The organism is Klebsiella sp. BIGb0149 (genome assembly GCF_004362605.1).
Lineage (GTDB): Bacteria > Pseudomonadota > Gammaproteobacteria > Enterobacterales > Enterobacteriaceae > Klebsiella > Klebsiella terrigena.
In genome coordinates this window covers 266,266-281,205 of record NZ_SNYG01000006.1, presented here as the reverse complement: position 1 = coordinate 281,205, position 14,940 = coordinate 266,266, and the positions used below count along the sequence as shown (strand labels likewise).

At 56.2% G+C, this 14,940-nt stretch carries 15 protein-coding genes; 6 read left to right on the top strand and 9 right to left on the bottom strand.

Annotated features, from left to right (window positions below):
- Positions 1-837, top strand: a complete 837-nt coding sequence (locus EDF75_RS20775; protein WP_133600741.1) for a GNAT family N-acetyltransferase — start codon at positions 1-3, stop codon at positions 835-837.
- Positions 838-899: 62 nt separating this feature from the next.
- Here the strand turns inward: EDF75_RS20775 and opgB are convergent, their stop codons facing one another.
- The 6 genes from opgB to EDF75_RS20745 form a co-directional block, all read right to left on the bottom strand.
- Positions 900-3,191 carry a phosphatidylglycerol--membrane-oligosaccharide glycerophosphotransferase gene (gene opgB / locus EDF75_RS20770; RefSeq protein WP_133600740.1) on the bottom strand — a complete coding sequence of 764 codons (2,292 nt, stop codon included), beginning with the start codon at positions 3,189-3,191 and terminating at the stop codon, positions 900-902.
- 257 nt (positions 3,192-3,448) lie between these two features.
- Positions 3,449-3,943, bottom strand: coding sequence for a YjjA family protein (locus EDF75_RS20765; RefSeq protein ID WP_133600739.1), 495 nt, complete (start codon positions 3,941-3,943; stop codon positions 3,449-3,451).
- 66 nt (positions 3,944-4,009) lie between these two features.
- Complete coding sequence (gene dnaC, locus EDF75_RS20760) at positions 4,010-4,747, bottom strand: DNA replication protein DnaC (protein ID WP_133600738.1); 738 nt, start codon at positions 4,745-4,747, stop codon at positions 4,010-4,012.
- Between the two features lie 2 nt (positions 4,748-4,749).
- Positions 4,750-5,289: a primosomal protein DnaT gene (gene dnaT, locus EDF75_RS20755; protein ID WP_133600737.1), complete on the bottom strand. Its 540-nt coding sequence runs from the start codon at positions 5,287-5,289 to the stop codon at positions 4,750-4,752.
- A gap of 106 nt (positions 5,290-5,395) precedes the next feature.
- On the bottom strand, positions 5,396-5,869 hold the full coding sequence (locus EDF75_RS20750) for a threonine/serine exporter (protein WP_041143930.1): 474 nt from the start codon (positions 5,867-5,869) through the stop codon (positions 5,396-5,398).
- Positions 5,860-6,636, bottom strand: coding sequence for a threonine/serine exporter family protein (locus EDF75_RS20745; RefSeq protein ID WP_132513406.1), 777 nt, complete (start codon positions 6,634-6,636; stop codon positions 5,860-5,862). Before EDF75_RS20745 ends, EDF75_RS20750 begins: the two co-directional genes overlap by 10 nt.
- A gap of 288 nt (positions 6,637-6,924) precedes the next feature.
- Between EDF75_RS20745 and pobA the strand changes: the two genes are divergently transcribed.
- The 4 genes from pobA (at position 6,925) to bglJ (ending at position 10,588) form a co-directional block, all read left to right on the top strand.
- A complete protein-coding gene (pobA, locus tag EDF75_RS20735) occupies positions 6,925-8,109 on the top strand; it encodes a 4-hydroxybenzoate 3-monooxygenase (protein ID WP_133600736.1) in 1,185 nt (394 codons plus the stop codon).
- A 23-nt stretch (positions 8,110-8,132) separates the two neighbouring features.
- Positions 8,133-9,002: a helix-turn-helix domain-containing protein gene (locus tag EDF75_RS20730; protein WP_133600735.1), complete on the top strand. Its 870-nt coding sequence runs from the start codon at positions 8,133-8,135 to the stop codon at positions 9,000-9,002.
- 225 nt (positions 9,003-9,227) lie between these two features.
- The gene (locus tag EDF75_RS20725) at positions 9,228-9,950 is read left to right on the top strand and encodes a helix-turn-helix domain-containing protein (protein ID WP_133600734.1); all 723 of its coding nucleotides are present in this window, start codon (positions 9,228-9,230) and stop codon (positions 9,948-9,950) included.
- Positions 9,911-10,588: a DNA-binding transcriptional activator BglJ gene (gene bglJ / locus EDF75_RS20720; RefSeq protein ID WP_133600733.1), complete on the top strand. Its 678-nt coding sequence runs from the start codon at positions 9,911-9,913 to the stop codon at positions 10,586-10,588. The genes EDF75_RS20725 and bglJ overlap by 40 nt, the downstream gene beginning before the upstream one ends.
- A 14-nt stretch (positions 10,589-10,602) precedes the next feature.
- Here bglJ and EDF75_RS20715 read toward each other — a convergent pair whose 3' ends face one another.
- Positions 10,603-11,061, bottom strand: coding sequence for a YbaK/EbsC family protein (locus EDF75_RS20715; RefSeq protein WP_041143935.1), 459 nt, complete (start codon positions 11,059-11,061; stop codon positions 10,603-10,605).
- Between the two features lie 339 nt (positions 11,062-11,400).
- Between EDF75_RS20715 and EDF75_RS20710 the strand changes: the two genes are divergently transcribed.
- Complete coding sequence (locus tag EDF75_RS20710) at positions 11,401-12,744, top strand: PTS sugar transporter subunit IIC (protein WP_041143936.1); 1,344 nt, start codon at positions 11,401-11,403, stop codon at positions 12,742-12,744.
- A 43-nt stretch (positions 12,745-12,787) separates the two neighbouring features.
- Here the strand turns inward: EDF75_RS20710 and fhuF are convergent, their stop codons facing one another.
- Both fhuF and EDF75_RS20700 read right to left on the bottom strand, forming a co-directional pair.
- Positions 12,788-13,576 carry a siderophore-iron reductase FhuF gene (fhuF, locus tag EDF75_RS20705; RefSeq protein WP_133600732.1) on the bottom strand — a complete coding sequence of 263 codons (789 nt, stop codon included), beginning with the start codon at positions 13,574-13,576 and terminating at the stop codon, positions 12,788-12,790.
- 112 nt (positions 13,577-13,688) lie between these two features.
- Entirely contained in the window at positions 13,689-14,735 is a 1,047-nt protein-coding gene (locus EDF75_RS20700; RefSeq protein ID WP_133600731.1) for a GGDEF domain-containing protein, read from the bottom strand.
- Positions 14,736-14,940: the final 205 nt, after the last annotated feature.

Below are 14,940 nucleotides of genomic sequence, written 5' to 3'. Positions count from 1 at the left end.
ATGGAGTTGACCGCCGTCCCCGCCACCTGCTTTAGCAGCGAACAGCTGACGACGATCCTCAGCGACTGCTTCGAAGATTATCTGGTACCCGTTGCGCTGTCGGTAGAGGTGTTTGTGCAGCGCTTCAGCTCTGAAGGGCTGAGCCTGCTGGATTCTTGCGTCTGGCTGGAGGGCGACACGCCGGCGGCAATCGCCATTATCACCCGTCGCGGCGATGCGGCCAGGCTGGCGGCGTTTGCCGTGCGGCCGGCCTGGCGGGGAAAAGGAACCGGCCGCTCGCTGATGGTATCGCTGATGGCCTCACTACAGGCCCAGGGCGTGCGGCGGATGTGGCTGGAGGTGATTCGCGATAATCATGCCGCGGTCGCGCTGTATCAATCGCTGGGCTTTCGCGTTCGTCACGGGCTTTGCGGCTATCTGAGCTCGCGGCCGGAGGGCGAGAGCGCGCCGGTGCTGGAGCAGTGCGATGTGCTGGCGCTGACGCGCAGGGCGGGGGCGGAAATTAACGGCCGGCTGCCGTGGCTGATGGACCCAGTGACCTTCAATACGCTGCCGTGCCGCGCGTTGACGCTTAATCAGCAGGCGTTCGCGGTGCTGGCGACGCTCACCGCGAAGCCGCAGCTCCAGCTGCTGTGGGTCGAACCTGCCGCCCGCAGCCGCGGCCTGGCGCGCGAGCTGCTTATTGCCCTTGCCCGGCAGTTCCCCGGTCTTGGCACCTCGGTCAGCGTTCCGCAGTCGTTTACGCCGCTGTTCAGCGCGGCGGGGTATGCGGCCCTGGCGCTGCAGCAGTATGAAATGAGCGTGGAGTTCCCCGCCGCGGCTTCTGCCGGGCGGTAAGATAGGGGATCGGGCGGTTTTGCGTCGCGGCGTCCGGCCCTCAAAGAGCCGGACGAGCGGGTTTAGCCTTCGCGTTTGACGATTTTTATATCCACCATGCCAATTCCCAGCTGGCGCGGCGCGTGGCCGAGAATATTGCCTTCGTTGGTGGACTGCGGGTCCGGCGGAACGATAATCAGCGTATCGCTGCGCGACGGGTTGTCGAAATGCAGCGTGGTGGTGGATACGTCGTTGGCCAGCGTTAGCGTCTGTTCGCTATCCCCAACGCGAACCGGGATCGGCTTATTGGCGTTGGGCCCGTAAGCCTTGGCGGTGATCACCAGATCGAATTTCTCCGGCAGCGGGTTCTTAAACTCGATTTTGACTTCGCTACCCAGCTGCGCGTTGGACCAGCGGCCCCACGATTCCGGCCGGGAGATGCCGCTAAACTGCTTTACCTCCTCCGGCGCGCCGGCGACGTTAAACACGAAGCTATCGGCCTTGTAGCGAATATCGTTATCGACAATTTTCAGCGTGTCGACGTTGCCTTTGTAGCGCTCCATATCGATAAGGGTATCTTTAAACGCCGTTTTCCCCTGCCACTGGGCCTTATCGACGCGCTGGACGGTCTGCTCGCCGCCGAGCTGGCCCTGCGATACGCACCAGTCGGTAGAGAGCGCCAGCTCGCTGGACCACAGCTGGCCCATCTTGTAGCAGCGGTCGATCCAGACAAAGTTATCGCGCGGGGCAAAATCGGCCAGCTGGTAGCGCAGCGGCGCGGAGTATTCGCTCTCCGGCAGCGGCTCGACGCGTTTATCGGAGACCCGCAGCAGCAGCGGCAGACGGAAGTGGCTGCCGGAGAAGGAGACCATGCTCTTCTGCGCGTCGACGGTGAAGTTTTTCATCTCTTTCGGGAAGTTCCACAGGCGGATGACGTCAGGCTTCCAGGCCAGCACCTTATCTTTCATATTGAGGAAGATGCCGGAAAGCGACTGCCCGGAGAGGCTGCTGCGGCCGAGGCCGATGTAGTTATCGCCGCCGAGGATATCCAGCACCGTGGCGCCGTTGTCCATAGTATTACGCTTCACCGCCAGCGTATCCTGCTGCGGCTGGTCGCCGCGCAGCACAAAGAACAGGTTGCTGCGATCCTGCTTGTTCAGGTATTCCCAAGCGGTGTTTTTCATCGCCAGGTGATCGGAAGAGACCACGATCACCGTGTTTTTGAAATAGGGCGAGGCTTTGATCTTCTCGATAAGCGCCGCGATATGTTCCTGGCTGCAGCTTACCGCGCTAAAAGAGAGGTTCTTTTTACCGCCCATTTCATAGCTTTTTCGCTGGCAGGTGCGGGAAATAAAGCCGTCAGGATGGTGGGTATCCACCGTCAGCGCAAAGAGCGAGAAGCGTTTACCGGACTGCGAAAGCTGTTCGAATTTTTTCCAGGTTTCATCCAGCACGGTATCGTCGTAGAAGCCCCAGTCGTTGCGATAGGCGGGGTCGGCAACGGTGGTTTTCAGCTCTTCAGCGCCGTACAGATGATCGAAGCCGTGGGACTTCAGGAACACGTCTTTCCCGGCGAAACGCAGGTTGGCGCCCTGCACAAAATAGTTTTCGTAGCCGGAGTTTTTCAGAATGTCGCCGAGGCAGATATTCTGCGGGAAGAAGCTGGATACCGAGGCCGAGGCGTTGCCTTCAAACGGCGCAAATAGCGGAATACCGCACTGCGAGGCGACCATCCCGGCGATAGTGTAGTCGGTACCCGGCAGCTGCACGGTGTTGCTGAAATCGAGGCCTTCGCTTTTCAGTTTGCCGAGCTCGGGCGTCAGGTTGGGAAACGCCTCGTTATCAAAATAGGTGCGCTCAAGGCTTTCGCCGTAGATATAGACCAGGTTGAGCTGGGGGTTAGCGATGCTTTTCGACGGCTCTTTATAGTAGGCGACAAAATCCGGATCGCCGTCGCGGGACTGGGATTTCACCAGCTCGCTAATCTGGCGGAACGCCGGGCTGGCGTCAACGGAGGCCAGCGCGAGAACCAGCGCCAGCAGGCTATAGCCGAAGTGGTGAGGATGATGACGGCGTCGACGGAGTATCCAGCCCAGGGCGCTGAAAACGCTCACCAGCGCCACGACAATCCCGGCGCCGGGAAGGATATATTTGCCGACGCCCGCGCCGGTCAGGCTGTTGGTCAGGGTATAAAGCACCGCGTCATTAATGCCGTCGCCGGTGAAATAATCGCTGGCGTAGAGGGTGATGTTGAGGACCACAAACAGGCCCAGCACCGTTAGCGTAGCGGCAAACCACCAGGTATTGCGACCGGCCTTCAAGGCATAAATCACCACCGAGGTGAGAAACAGGGCGATGGATAACAACTCTGACACAGCTTACCCTCATTAGCGCCAGCTGACCGCTAGCCGAATAGATCACTTTCCACGATATACTGTAATGGCAGCGCCATATTGCTGCAATTGTAGAGTCATGAAACTGTGCTGTGGTTCAGAATTGGTTTATAAATCGGTATTTTTGAGCGACGTCTCATCCTTCCCGACGGGGGAAAATGAGACCATCAATGTTAAAAAATGGGGCTGCGGCCGCGTTGGCCAGGCAAAGGCGCCAAACGCGGCATCTGGGGAGAGGATCAGGAGAGGAATTTCGCGCCCTGTTTGAGAACCAGATCGCAGGCCTGCGTTTTGACTTTTTCCGCCAGCGGGCTGCTGCCGAGGGTGCTCAGGTTAAGCTGCTGGCCGTTATTGCTGTTCAGCAGACCCTGTAAACCTTCAAGATAGCCGGTGTCCTCTTTCTGTTTTTCCGGAGTGCCGAGGCCGAGCTTATCCAGCACCTGGTTTTTGACGTTTTCGGTGTTGGTCACCGAGGAGAGCTTCTGCTTCGCGCAGTACGACATAATGCCGGCGGCATTATTCATGCTGCTGGCGGTCAGCGACTGGCTCCCGCCGTTCAGCAGGCCGGTCAGCGAGGACATCGACAGCGCGCCGCTTTGCTGCGAGCCGCTTTGGCTGCTGAGCTCGCTGGCGGCGCTGGAGAGAGAGTCCTGCCACGAGGCAGCCTGCGCGCCGGTGACAAGAAATGCTGCGGCAGCGATGCTGCAGCGGAACAGGGATTTAGCAGATTTCATAAACGGTACTCTTCGTCGTTATATAAGAATTTCTCGAGTATAACGCCGCCTGAGATCGGAAATGTCTTAATACTCTTTGCCGGTAACCCGGTGACGATAGCTTTCCCAGTTGAAAATCACCCACAGGCTGTTGCCGAGGCGCATGCGGTCCATCACGCGCTCGCCGAGCAGTTTGTTCATCTCATCCATATTGCTGTTGGTTAACATCCCGGTCGGGCGCTTTGATGAGGAGCGGCGATCGACGATCTGATTGATGATCACCTTTTCATAGCGCGATTCGGTTTGCATGCCGATCTCATCGATCACCAGCAGATCGACCCGGCTGAGATCGTTCAGCAGCTGCTCCTCGCTGATCTCCCGGTTGCCGAAGGTATCCTTCATTGCCGACATGATGTCGGCGACGGTAATGATCAGCACCGATTTACCGCGCAGCAGCAGCTCGTTACAAATGGCGGCCGCAAGGTGGTTTTTACCGGTGCCGGGCTTGCCGGAAAAGATAAAGCTGGCGATGTTGCCGTCGAACTCTTCAACGTACTGGCGCGCTCTGGAGAGCGCGTTCATCTGGCCTTCGCACTCTACCCGGTAGTTCTCAAACGAGCAGTTCTGGTGCAGCGGGCGGATGCCGGAGCGGTTAAACGTCCGCTGCATTTTCATCGCCCGGTTCTCCCGCTCGAGGGCTTCAGAACGCAGCTTGCCCTGCTCTTTCTGCCACGCCAGCAGCTCTTCGCCGGTTTTAAACGCCGGTTCGATATGAGCAGGCATCATTTTTTGCAGGCGCTTCATCAGCTCGCCAACGTTTTTCATGCTCATCCTCGGAACCCTCGTGGAATATGGTTATCCGGCTCGCTGACCGTATTCACATCACGACGCGGCTGGCCGCCGTTGCCGGCACGACCGATTTGCACGCTACGCGCCAGCTTCTGCTGCCACTGCACGTGATGAAAGACTTTGCCTTCCGCCTGCCAGTAGGCAACGAATGCCGCCAGCTCTTCCGGCGTCACCGGCTGGCTGAGGGCGATCCCCCACAGCGCCGCGAGGCGCTGAAAATCGGCGTCCGGCTGCCAGTCGGCGTACATGGCGAATTTGCCCATAGGGATCGCGGCCGGCGCGGCGGTCGGCTCGTCAAAGAACTGCGTATCAAGCGCGATATCGCTGCCGGGGCGTGCCAGCTTACTCTCCAGCTCAAGCAGCTGGGCCAGACGTTCCGGCGTCAGCGCGTAGAAGGCGGGAGCATTGTTGGCAAAAACGGCAACGGCACCGCCGGCCGATTTTGCGAGAATGGCCGCAGGATCCTGAATGAAATCATCCAGGCCGCTAAAATCGGTAGTTAAAATTCGCGAAGACATAACACTATCTCAACTCTGAACAACGATAGAGAGGGGGAATAGCACACATAGTAGCACAGCGCCCGGCCGGGATGGAGCGGCTGACCCATCCCGGCGGCGCGGCTTGCTATACCCGCGGACGCTTGCGGTACAGCCACAGGCCTGGAATAGAAAGGCCGATAGAGAGCGCACCCACGATAGACGATGCCTTTAAAAAGTTGCTTAACAGCATAATCATCATCTCTTCAGAATAACCAAAATGACTGATTTTGACCGCCGAGATCATCGCCGTATAGGCGGATATGCCGGGGAACATCGGGATCACCGCGGCAACGGTAAAGATCTTCGGGTGGGCCAGGTACCAGCGCGACCACTGAATGCCGATACAGCCAATCAGCAGGGCGGCAAGGAAGGTGGCCCACTCGATGTTAAAGCCCGCCGTCATCATCACCATTCGTGAACCGTGGCCAATGGCGCCCAGCAGCGCGCACCAGCGCAGCGCCCGCTGCGGGACGTTAAAGACCATCGCGAAGCCAACGGCAGGGATGGCCGCCAGCGCCATGTCCTGAGCCAGCGCAAACAGATATGTGATTATGCCCATCCGCGCAGCCCCCACATGGTCATCGCCATCACCACGCCAATGCAGGTAGCAAGGGTCAGCAGGCTGGCGAGCGCCCAGCGCGCAAGGCCGGTGTTGATATGTCCTTTGAACATATCCGCCACGGCGTTGATCAGCGGAAAGCCGGGCACCAGCAGCAGCACGCTGGCGGCCATCGCGACGGTGGACGTGCTGGCAAACGTCGGCAAGCGTAGCATCAGCCCGGAGATAGTGGTGGCAACAAAGGCGGTAATGCAAAAGTTAATCTGCGGATGCATCGAGCGGTGGGTCAGCAGCTGGCGGATATACATGGCGATAGTGCTGGCGCAGAAGGTGACCAGCGCCCCGTCCCAGCCGCCGTTGTTTAATTTGCAGAAGCACGCGCAGGAGAGCCCGACCATCAGCACCAGCAGCCAGCGCGGGTAGCGCAGCGGTTTTATCTGGGTGAAGCGCTTTTCCACATCTTTATAATCCAGCAGCTTATGCTCGGCAAGGATCACAATATGCTGCACTTCGGTCACCACGTGCATATTAATACCGCGATCGATATTCTTGCGCGTCGAGGTCAGGCATTCGCCGTCTTTGATGGTGGTGAGGACAATCGCATTCGATGAAATGGCGCTCTCGACGCTGTCCATGCCTAACGCCCGCCCCAGGCGAGTAGAAAGCTCCTCAACCAGCGCGCTCTCCGCCCCGTGTTGCAGTAAGAAAAGACCACACTGAATGCACAATCGCGTAATTGTGCGCTGAACTGTCCGATCTGCTTGCATAAATACCTGCCGTCAGTAACGCCCGATGCCGTAGTGTCCGTCGCTACTTTAACCTGAACTCTCGCTTTGCCTGAGGGGGTCGGGATCAAACAATGTGCAAAAAGCCGCCTCCCGGCGGCATGGATAAATTTTGAACCGCACCACACTTTGCTAAAACTGTTGAAAAGTGCAGTTTTTGCCGCCGTTATTGCCTTCTTTTTGCCGCCTGACTTATCAAAAATGCACATGAGAACTTTTAATAAACAAAAAACAAACAAATAATTAACCATTCGAGAGCGAGACACTCTTATGAAAACTCAGGTCGCGATAATCGGTGCCGGCCCCTCCGGGCTGCTGCTGGGGCAGCTGTTGCATAATGCGGGGATTCGAACCCTTATCCTCGAAAGGCAGACGCCTGAATATGTCCTCGGGCGGATCCGGGCAGGTATCCTCGAAAGCGGGACCGTCGATCTGCTTCGTGAAGCAGGCGTGGCGCAGCGGATGGACGCGGAAGGGCTGGTGCATCACGGGGTTGAGTTTTTGTTTGAGGGGCAGCGCGTTCCGCTCGACCTGACGGCGCTCAGCGGCGGGAAAAGCGTGATGGTGTACGGCCAGACCGAGGTGACCCGGGATTTAATGGCGGCCCGCGCCGACTGCGGGGCGCCGATCGTTTACGGCGTCAGCGACGTGGTGATTCACGATGCGAAAAGCGATCGGCCGGCCATCACCTTCGTCAGCGGCGGGGAAACGCACCGGCTGAGCTGCGATTTCATCGCCGGCTGCGATGGCTTTCACGGCGTGTCGCGGCAAAGCATTCCGCGTGAGCTTCTTAAAGAGTATGAAAGCGTCTGGCCGTTTGGCTGGCTGGGGATGCTGGCCGATACGCCGCCGGTGAATCCCGAGCTGATTTATGCCCATCATCAACGCGGATTTGTTCTCTGTAGTCAGCGCTCACTCACTCGTAGCCGCTACTATTTACAGGTACCGCTCAGCGATAAGGTGGAGCAGTGGTCGGACGAACGCTTCTGGGAAGAGCTGAAGAACCGCCTGCCGGACGAGCTCTCTACAAAGTTAGTGACTGGTCACTCACTTGAGAAGAGCATCGCGCCTTTGCGCAGCTACGTGGTGGAGCCGATGCAGTACGGCAGGCTTTTCCTCGTCGGGGATGCGGCGCATATCGTGCCGCCAACCGGGGCGAAAGGGCTGAATCTCGCCGCCTCAGACGTCAACTATTTGTGGCGGATCCTGCGCGAATACTATCACCACGGTCGTGACGACCTGCTGGCCAGCTACTCGCGTTTTGCGCTGGATCGCGTGTGGAAAGGCGAGCGATTCAGCTGGTTTATGACCCGCCTGCTGCATGATTTCCCGCAGCAGAGCGAGTTTGATAAAAAAATGCAGGCGGCCGATCGCCGCTATTATTTTGGCTCACGTGCCGGGCTGACCACCATTGCGGAAAACTACGTCGGTCTGCCAATGGAGCGCGTGGCGTAGCGTTGAAAAGGGCAGGAGTCGCGATGCAGACAGCGAATAGCGTTCCCGTGTTTAAGCTGTATGGGGAAGAACGAGACTGGCCGACGCCGGATCTCCTGCACTGCGAGTCTATTTTGCAGCGCAGCAGCCTGTACGAATGGCATATCCGCATGCATCAGCACGCCGAGCTGGTACAGCTGCTGTATCTCCATAAGGGAAGCGCTGAGATCGAGATTGAGGGCGTGACCACCGTGATGACGGAAGCCTGCATCCAGGTGGTACCGGCGCTGTGCGTTCACGGTTTTCGCTTTTCACCGGGCACCCAGGGATTCGTGCTCTCGCTGGCGCTGCCGCTGCTCAGCCGTTTTGAAAACCAGTTTGGCCGCCAGCTTGATGTGCTTAGCCAGCCGCAGTGCGTGCCGGTCAGGCGCTCCCGAGGCCACGTTCGGGCGCTGTTTACGGCGCTGCGCGAGGAGTACTGTGAAGATCTTGATGCGCGCGAAATGATGCTCCATTCGCTGCTCGGCGCGCTGCTGGTGTGGCTGAACCGACGCTGCCTCCCGGCTCCGGTAGCGGCAGACAGAGCGGAGAGGAAACGCAGCGCCATGCGTCACTTTTCTCGTCTGATTGAGAGCCACTATCGCGAACATCTCCCGCTGGCAGAGTACGCCAGGCGGGTGGGTATATCGGCGACGCACCTTAATTATTTGTGCCGTGAATTTCATGGCCGCAGCGCGCTGGAGGTGTTGCACCATCGGCTGATGCTTGAAGCGCGGCGTAATCTGCAGTATACCGGGATGACGATATCTCAACTATCTGATTATTTAGGATTTTCCGATTCAACCTACTTCTCTCGTTTTTTCCGACGCTACAGCGGCGTGTCGCCAAAGGCCTTCAGAAATAGCATCAAATGAAATAGCGTTATTCTGCTCCGTAATAAATTACCTTTCCTAACTTTGATTTTAAATTTTTCTAACTTATTGAGCGTTATTGCCTGTGTTAGCGTTGATGGTTGGCAAGGTCAGGCTCAATTCCTCGCCAGACTAATAAAGATCTATCTGGCACAGTAATATAACGGCCGCCAAATTATTCATCTTTATTGTTAAAGGCGCGAGTCTTCGATGGGAAGCGGAGGGTTTATGTTACCGGGACAGGGTAAATACGGCATTATTATCAGTAAAATACCGGTTATGCAGCGTGGGCTGAAGGCAATTGCCGGGGAGCACCTTCCCGAATACGCCTTCGGCGTTTGCGGCTCTCCGGAGGAGCTGACTCTGCTTCAGCTACGGCAGGCGGTGCTGGTTATCGCTGATTTATCAGGTGAAAGCCATCAGCTCCGCGAGGTGTGCGGGGAGTATCACTCATTGATGACCCAATATAGCGATATTCATTGGGTCTATATGGTTGGCCATGCCTGCGATCTCCAGGCCATGGAGATATTAGTCTGTGCGCAAAGCACCCTCGTTTCCAGCCACGAGTCCGTAAAACATCTGCTTGAGGTTATTCACGCGGACGGCACGACGCGGGAGAGAATCAGCCAGACGCTCTTATCCGCCGCGTCAGGAAATAGTGAAGAAAATTGGCCAACGGCAATTTTTCTGACGCTTTCTGAGCGTAAGGTTTTACGTTTGCTGGCGAAAGGCTGGGGAATTAACCAAATTGCCGCGCTGTTGAAAAAGAGCAATAAAACGATTAGCGCGCAGAAAAATAGCGCTATGCGCCGCCTCTCTTTGCGCAGCAATGCGCAGATGTACGCCTGGATTAATAGCGCTCAGGGAATGAAGGAGCTGAATATCTACGCCGCTTTTGGAGAACAAAAGCAATGGAAAAAAACACCTCACCTCGATATATCGCTGTTGTAGAAAAATGTATGCTGACCGAGCTGGCGCTGCGCCATATATTAACCGGCGCGGGAGCAGGTAATTATATTGTGCGGTTTTTTAAAGATACCCAATCGCTGCGCCGGACGCTGCAGTCGACAAAAGCTATCGCCGTTATTTTTTCACTTTTCAGCAATCGCCTCTTCCGCATGGAGAGCCTGCTTTTTCTTCATGAAATCGCCTGTTCCAGTCCTGAAATACGGCGCATCGTTTTAGCGCATGATAGCGCTGAAGCGCGTTTAGTCTGCCAGCTGACGCCCTCCATGCTGCACGGCGTACTGAATAAATCGATCTGCCGCCTGCGCTTGCAGGAGCAGCTTATTCAGCTGATTAACCCGACGCTGCAGGCGGACGAGGCGCTGATTAACCCAGGGCCGGGCCTCGGCAGCCAAATTCTGAGCCCAACGGAACAGCATATTCTTCGCTATATGACCTACGGCTATTCGTTGCCAGAAATAGCGGCCCGGCTGGATCGTAATATCAAAACTATCCGCGCCCATAAGTTCAACGCCATGACCAAGCTCGGCGTCAGCTCAGATCTCGGCCTGCTGAGCGCGGCCGATATCCTGATGCATTTATCGGCTTTTGACGAGGATGCGGCAGAGGAGTGTCTCGAGTAACCCTCCGCCCGTTTTTACAGGCAAACGTCAACCCAGGTCGCGCCGGTGAGCTGGGCCATTCGGTCAGGAGAAATGCGCACCGCGCTGTGGATGGCGCCGGCCGCGGGCAGGACTTCCTGATACTGCTTCAGCGAAATATCGCAATAGACCGTCAGCGGGTTTTCCAGGCCGAAAGGGCATACGCCGCCAACGGGATGCCCGGTTAGCGTGACGACCTCATCGCTGCTCAACATGCGGGCCTTCGCCCCAAATGCGTCCTTCAGCTTTTTATTATCCAGACGCACGTCGCCGCGAGAGACGACGAGTATCACCCGGTCTTTCACCTTTAACGACAGGGTCCTGGCGATTTGTCCCGGCTCAACGTGATGCGCGGCGGCGGCGAGGGCCACGGTGGCAGTACTTTGCGTGAGCTCGATGATTTCGATATCGGGGGCGTGTTCGGCAAAAAACTGCCGTACGGACTGCAGACTCATTAGGATCTCCTGATTAATGCCCGTTTTAATCTGGCATAAGCCTCGCGGAGTGTAAATATTGCCGGCTGATAATCGAGAATTTTTCCAATTTCTGGATCTTCTTCACAATCACCGCAACCGGTTACTGTAACCGGTTGCGGTTATGGTCGCTCAGATGAATACTGAATGGGTAACTTCCCTGCGTCACTTATAACAAAGAGCCGTGTATGAATCGTACTGACTTGAGCAGTATAGCTGGGCGAATGGCTAATGTGCTTTTTCGCTCACAGAACATGTTTCATCACAACGGCAGGATAATCGTTGTTGGGCCTGTTTCTATAGCCTGTCAGGAGGGCTGCTATGTCTGCTAACCATGCTGCGTTTAATCTGATATTCCGCTTTGTAGAAAATTATATTAGCCCTGTAGCCGGGCGAATCTCGTCGCAGCGCCACGTGATGGCTATTCGTGACGGCTTTATCTCGGCCATGCCGTTTATGATCGTCGGCTCATTTCTGCTGGTGTTTGCCTATCCGCCGTTTTCCCCGGATACCACCTGGGGCTTCGCGCGCGCCTGGCTGGATTTGGCTAAAGAGTTTGAAGGACGAATTCTGACGCCGTTCGATATGACGATGGGCATTATGTCTATCTACATCTGCGCGGCGATTTCTTATAACCTCGGCAAGCATTACGTAAAATCTCACCAGCTCGATCCCTTTATGTGCAGCATGCTGTCAATTATGGCATTCCTGCTGGTAGCAGCACCGAAAACGAGCGGCACTTTACCGGTGGATAGCCTCGGCGGAACGGGGATCTTTACCGCGATCCTGGTCGCGATCTATTGCGTCGAGATGATGCGCTTTCTGAAGGCGCATAACATCGGGATCCGCCTGCCGGATCAGGTTCCACCGATGATCAAAAACTCGTTTGACCTGCTGATCCCGGTGCTGGTGGTGGTGCTGACGCTCTATCCGCTCAGCCTGTTTATTCAGCATCAGTTTGACATGCTTATTCCGCAGGCCATTATGTCCGTCTTTAAGCCGCTGGTGTCCGCCGCGGATTCACTGCCGGCAATTTTACTGGCGGTACTGATCGGTCATCTGCTGTGGTTTGCAGGGATCCACGGAGCGGCAATCGTCTCCGGCATGCTGCAGATGTTCTGGCTGACCAACCTGGGTATGAACCAGCAGGCTCTGGCACAGGGTGCGCCGTTACCGCACATCTTTATGGAGGCGTTCTGGACGTTCTTCATTGTGATAGGTGGCTCTGGTGCCACCATGGGACTGGTTATCTGCTATCTGCGCAGCCGCTCGGCCCATCTGCGGTCTATTGGCCGTCTGAGCGTGGTACCGAGCCTGTTTAACATTAACGAACCGGTTATTTTCGGCACGCCAATCGTCATGAACCCGGTATTCTTTATTCCGTTCCTGCTGTCGCCGATGGTGAACGCCGTGCTCGCCTGGGCGGCAATGAAGCTGGATCTGATCGGCCGGGTTATTTCGGTTGTCCCCTGGACTGCGCCGGCGCCGATTGGCGCAGCATGGGCGCTGGGCTGGGATTTCCGCGCGGCGATCCTGGTGATTCTTCTGGCCTGCGTTTCAGCCATCATCTATTTCCCGTTCTTTAAGGTATACGAGAAACAGCTGTTAGAGCAGGAGGCGGAAGAGGCCCAGCGCGTGGCGGAAGAGAGCCAGCAAACGGCATAAAAGCAGGCGGGCGGCGCTAAGGCCGCCCGCGTGAAAAAGGGGATTATTTTAGCGTACAGTCTCCGCACTGCTGGACGTCCGGCAAGCGGTAGCGCTGGCAGCAGGTACGCCGTACCAGCGCGCCTTCACGGATAACGACCGTACGCCATAGCGGGTTATCCCGGCCATCGGCAAACTGCTTTTCAAAGAAGCAGTGCTGGCGCAGAACCGCCACGCGCTCCTCTCCCAGCAGCGTCTTCATCTCACCCAGATACCAGTTAATCAAATAGCCGGTATTGCTCCAGATAAGCTTCGCGTTGATATCTCCGGTCGCTTCCAGCGCCTGAATGACCGGCTGCAGGGCGTCATTGACCAGCGTTTCTATCCGCGACTGCGGCGACTGCCCGCTACCGGCGGTGGCGGAGTGGACGTCGATCCAAAAGCAGGCCGCCCGGCCGGTTTCATGGAACTCGACGCGGAAATGCTCCGGCGCCAGGCTGATGGTTTGCTCTTCGCTTAACACGGCCAGCATCAGCGGCGGCACCAGCAGGCCGATATACCATTGCGCCCACAGTGAGAGCAGCGGTTTTTGCTCCCGCGGCAGCGTTGGCTGATTGCGATAGATATGATCGGAGTAGGTGGCCAGCAGGGAGCTCAGGGTAACCGGTGAGGACCACTCTGCAAGCGTCAGCGCGCAGGACGGGGCCTCTTCATCCAGACGGAGAAAGTCCAGCAGATGCGGGCGCAAGGCGGTGATTTTTTCCCGTATGGCATCCGCCAGCGCACGCTCAGCCGGCTGAAACGGGGCCTGCCAGATAATGTCGTTGCTGAATGGAATTGAACGGTAAGCCATCAGATCGCCAGATACAAATCTAAATGATAATGATTGCTGATACTAGTTGCTTGCGTAAAAGATGGCAAGATCTTTGTCCGCGCGGCGCTTCCCTGGCGGCGCGGAGGTGGGGTCAGCTGGCGAGGATAATATTACGGCCCAGGTTTTTGGCTTCATAGAGCGCGCTGTCGGCTCGCTTCAGGGCGCCGTCGATATCGGCGTCGATGAGCGGCGTCAACCCGATGCTGATGGTAACGTTGGTGGCGACGCTTTCATTAAACATATGGGCGATTTTCAGATCGTAGACCCGCTGGCGGATCCGTTCTGCTGCCTGCTGAGCGGTTTCCGCCGTGCTGTTGGTCAGCAGCACCATGAACTCCTCCCCGCCAAAACGGGCCACAATATCCCGTGAACGAACGGCGTTACGGATCGCGGCAGAGACCTGAATCAGCGCCTGGTCGCCCATCATGTGCCCGTAGTGATCGTTGTAGGCTTTAAAGTGATCGATATCCAGCAGCAGCACATGATGGCTATTCCCATCCAGGGCCAGGAGGGTATCCAGCCGGTTTTGCAAACCGCGGCGATTGTACAGTCCGGTAAGCGGGTCGAGCATGCTCAGGTCGTTCAGCGTATTACGCTCCTTCAGCAGCTTATCCATGAGCCCCTGGGTAAAGGTATCGCTGCGTTTCTGAATCAGGTTTTGCATCGTGATGCCGACAATGGGCAGCACGAAGCAGTAGAGCATGCGCAGCCACTGCTCGCCTTCCGCAAGGATTAGGCAGGCGACAAAAGTGGGGAAGGAGTGCAGGGTAAAGGCAATGATATTATTGGAAAAAGCGATTGCGCCAATAAACAGGACGCTTAACAGGGCGATCACCAGAAAGTTAAAATGCGGCGGTGGCATCATTGATGATTTTTCGCAAACGTGCCAGGCCCACAGAAGGCCAAATATCAGAGAAATAAAGGAAATATTTATTCTGCGCTGGGCGAATCTCCAGTGCCATAGCAATAAAACGGTGCTACCGGCGAAGATCAGGGCGCAGGGCAGGGTAAAGCTCACGATAGCAAAGAGTGGGCTAACCAGGGATAAGAATGCTGAAATCAAATTAAGGACTAAAAAAAGCCGTAAGGAATACTGATATTTTTTTTCGTAATGAGCTCGCCAGGATTGTGCAGTCATATGGGGGATATCATTATTAGTCGTTAAATTTCAAAATGATGGCTGCCAAAAATGAACAATAAAAAGCAATGCGCAATATAAGGTTTTTGCGAAATAATCAAATGTTTTAATATATAAGCGTTTCGCGCTTAATTTATCACCTTCATGAATGTATGTCATTACCGCAAACGTAAAGAATAAAGTATCCGCTCTGGTTAACATGACA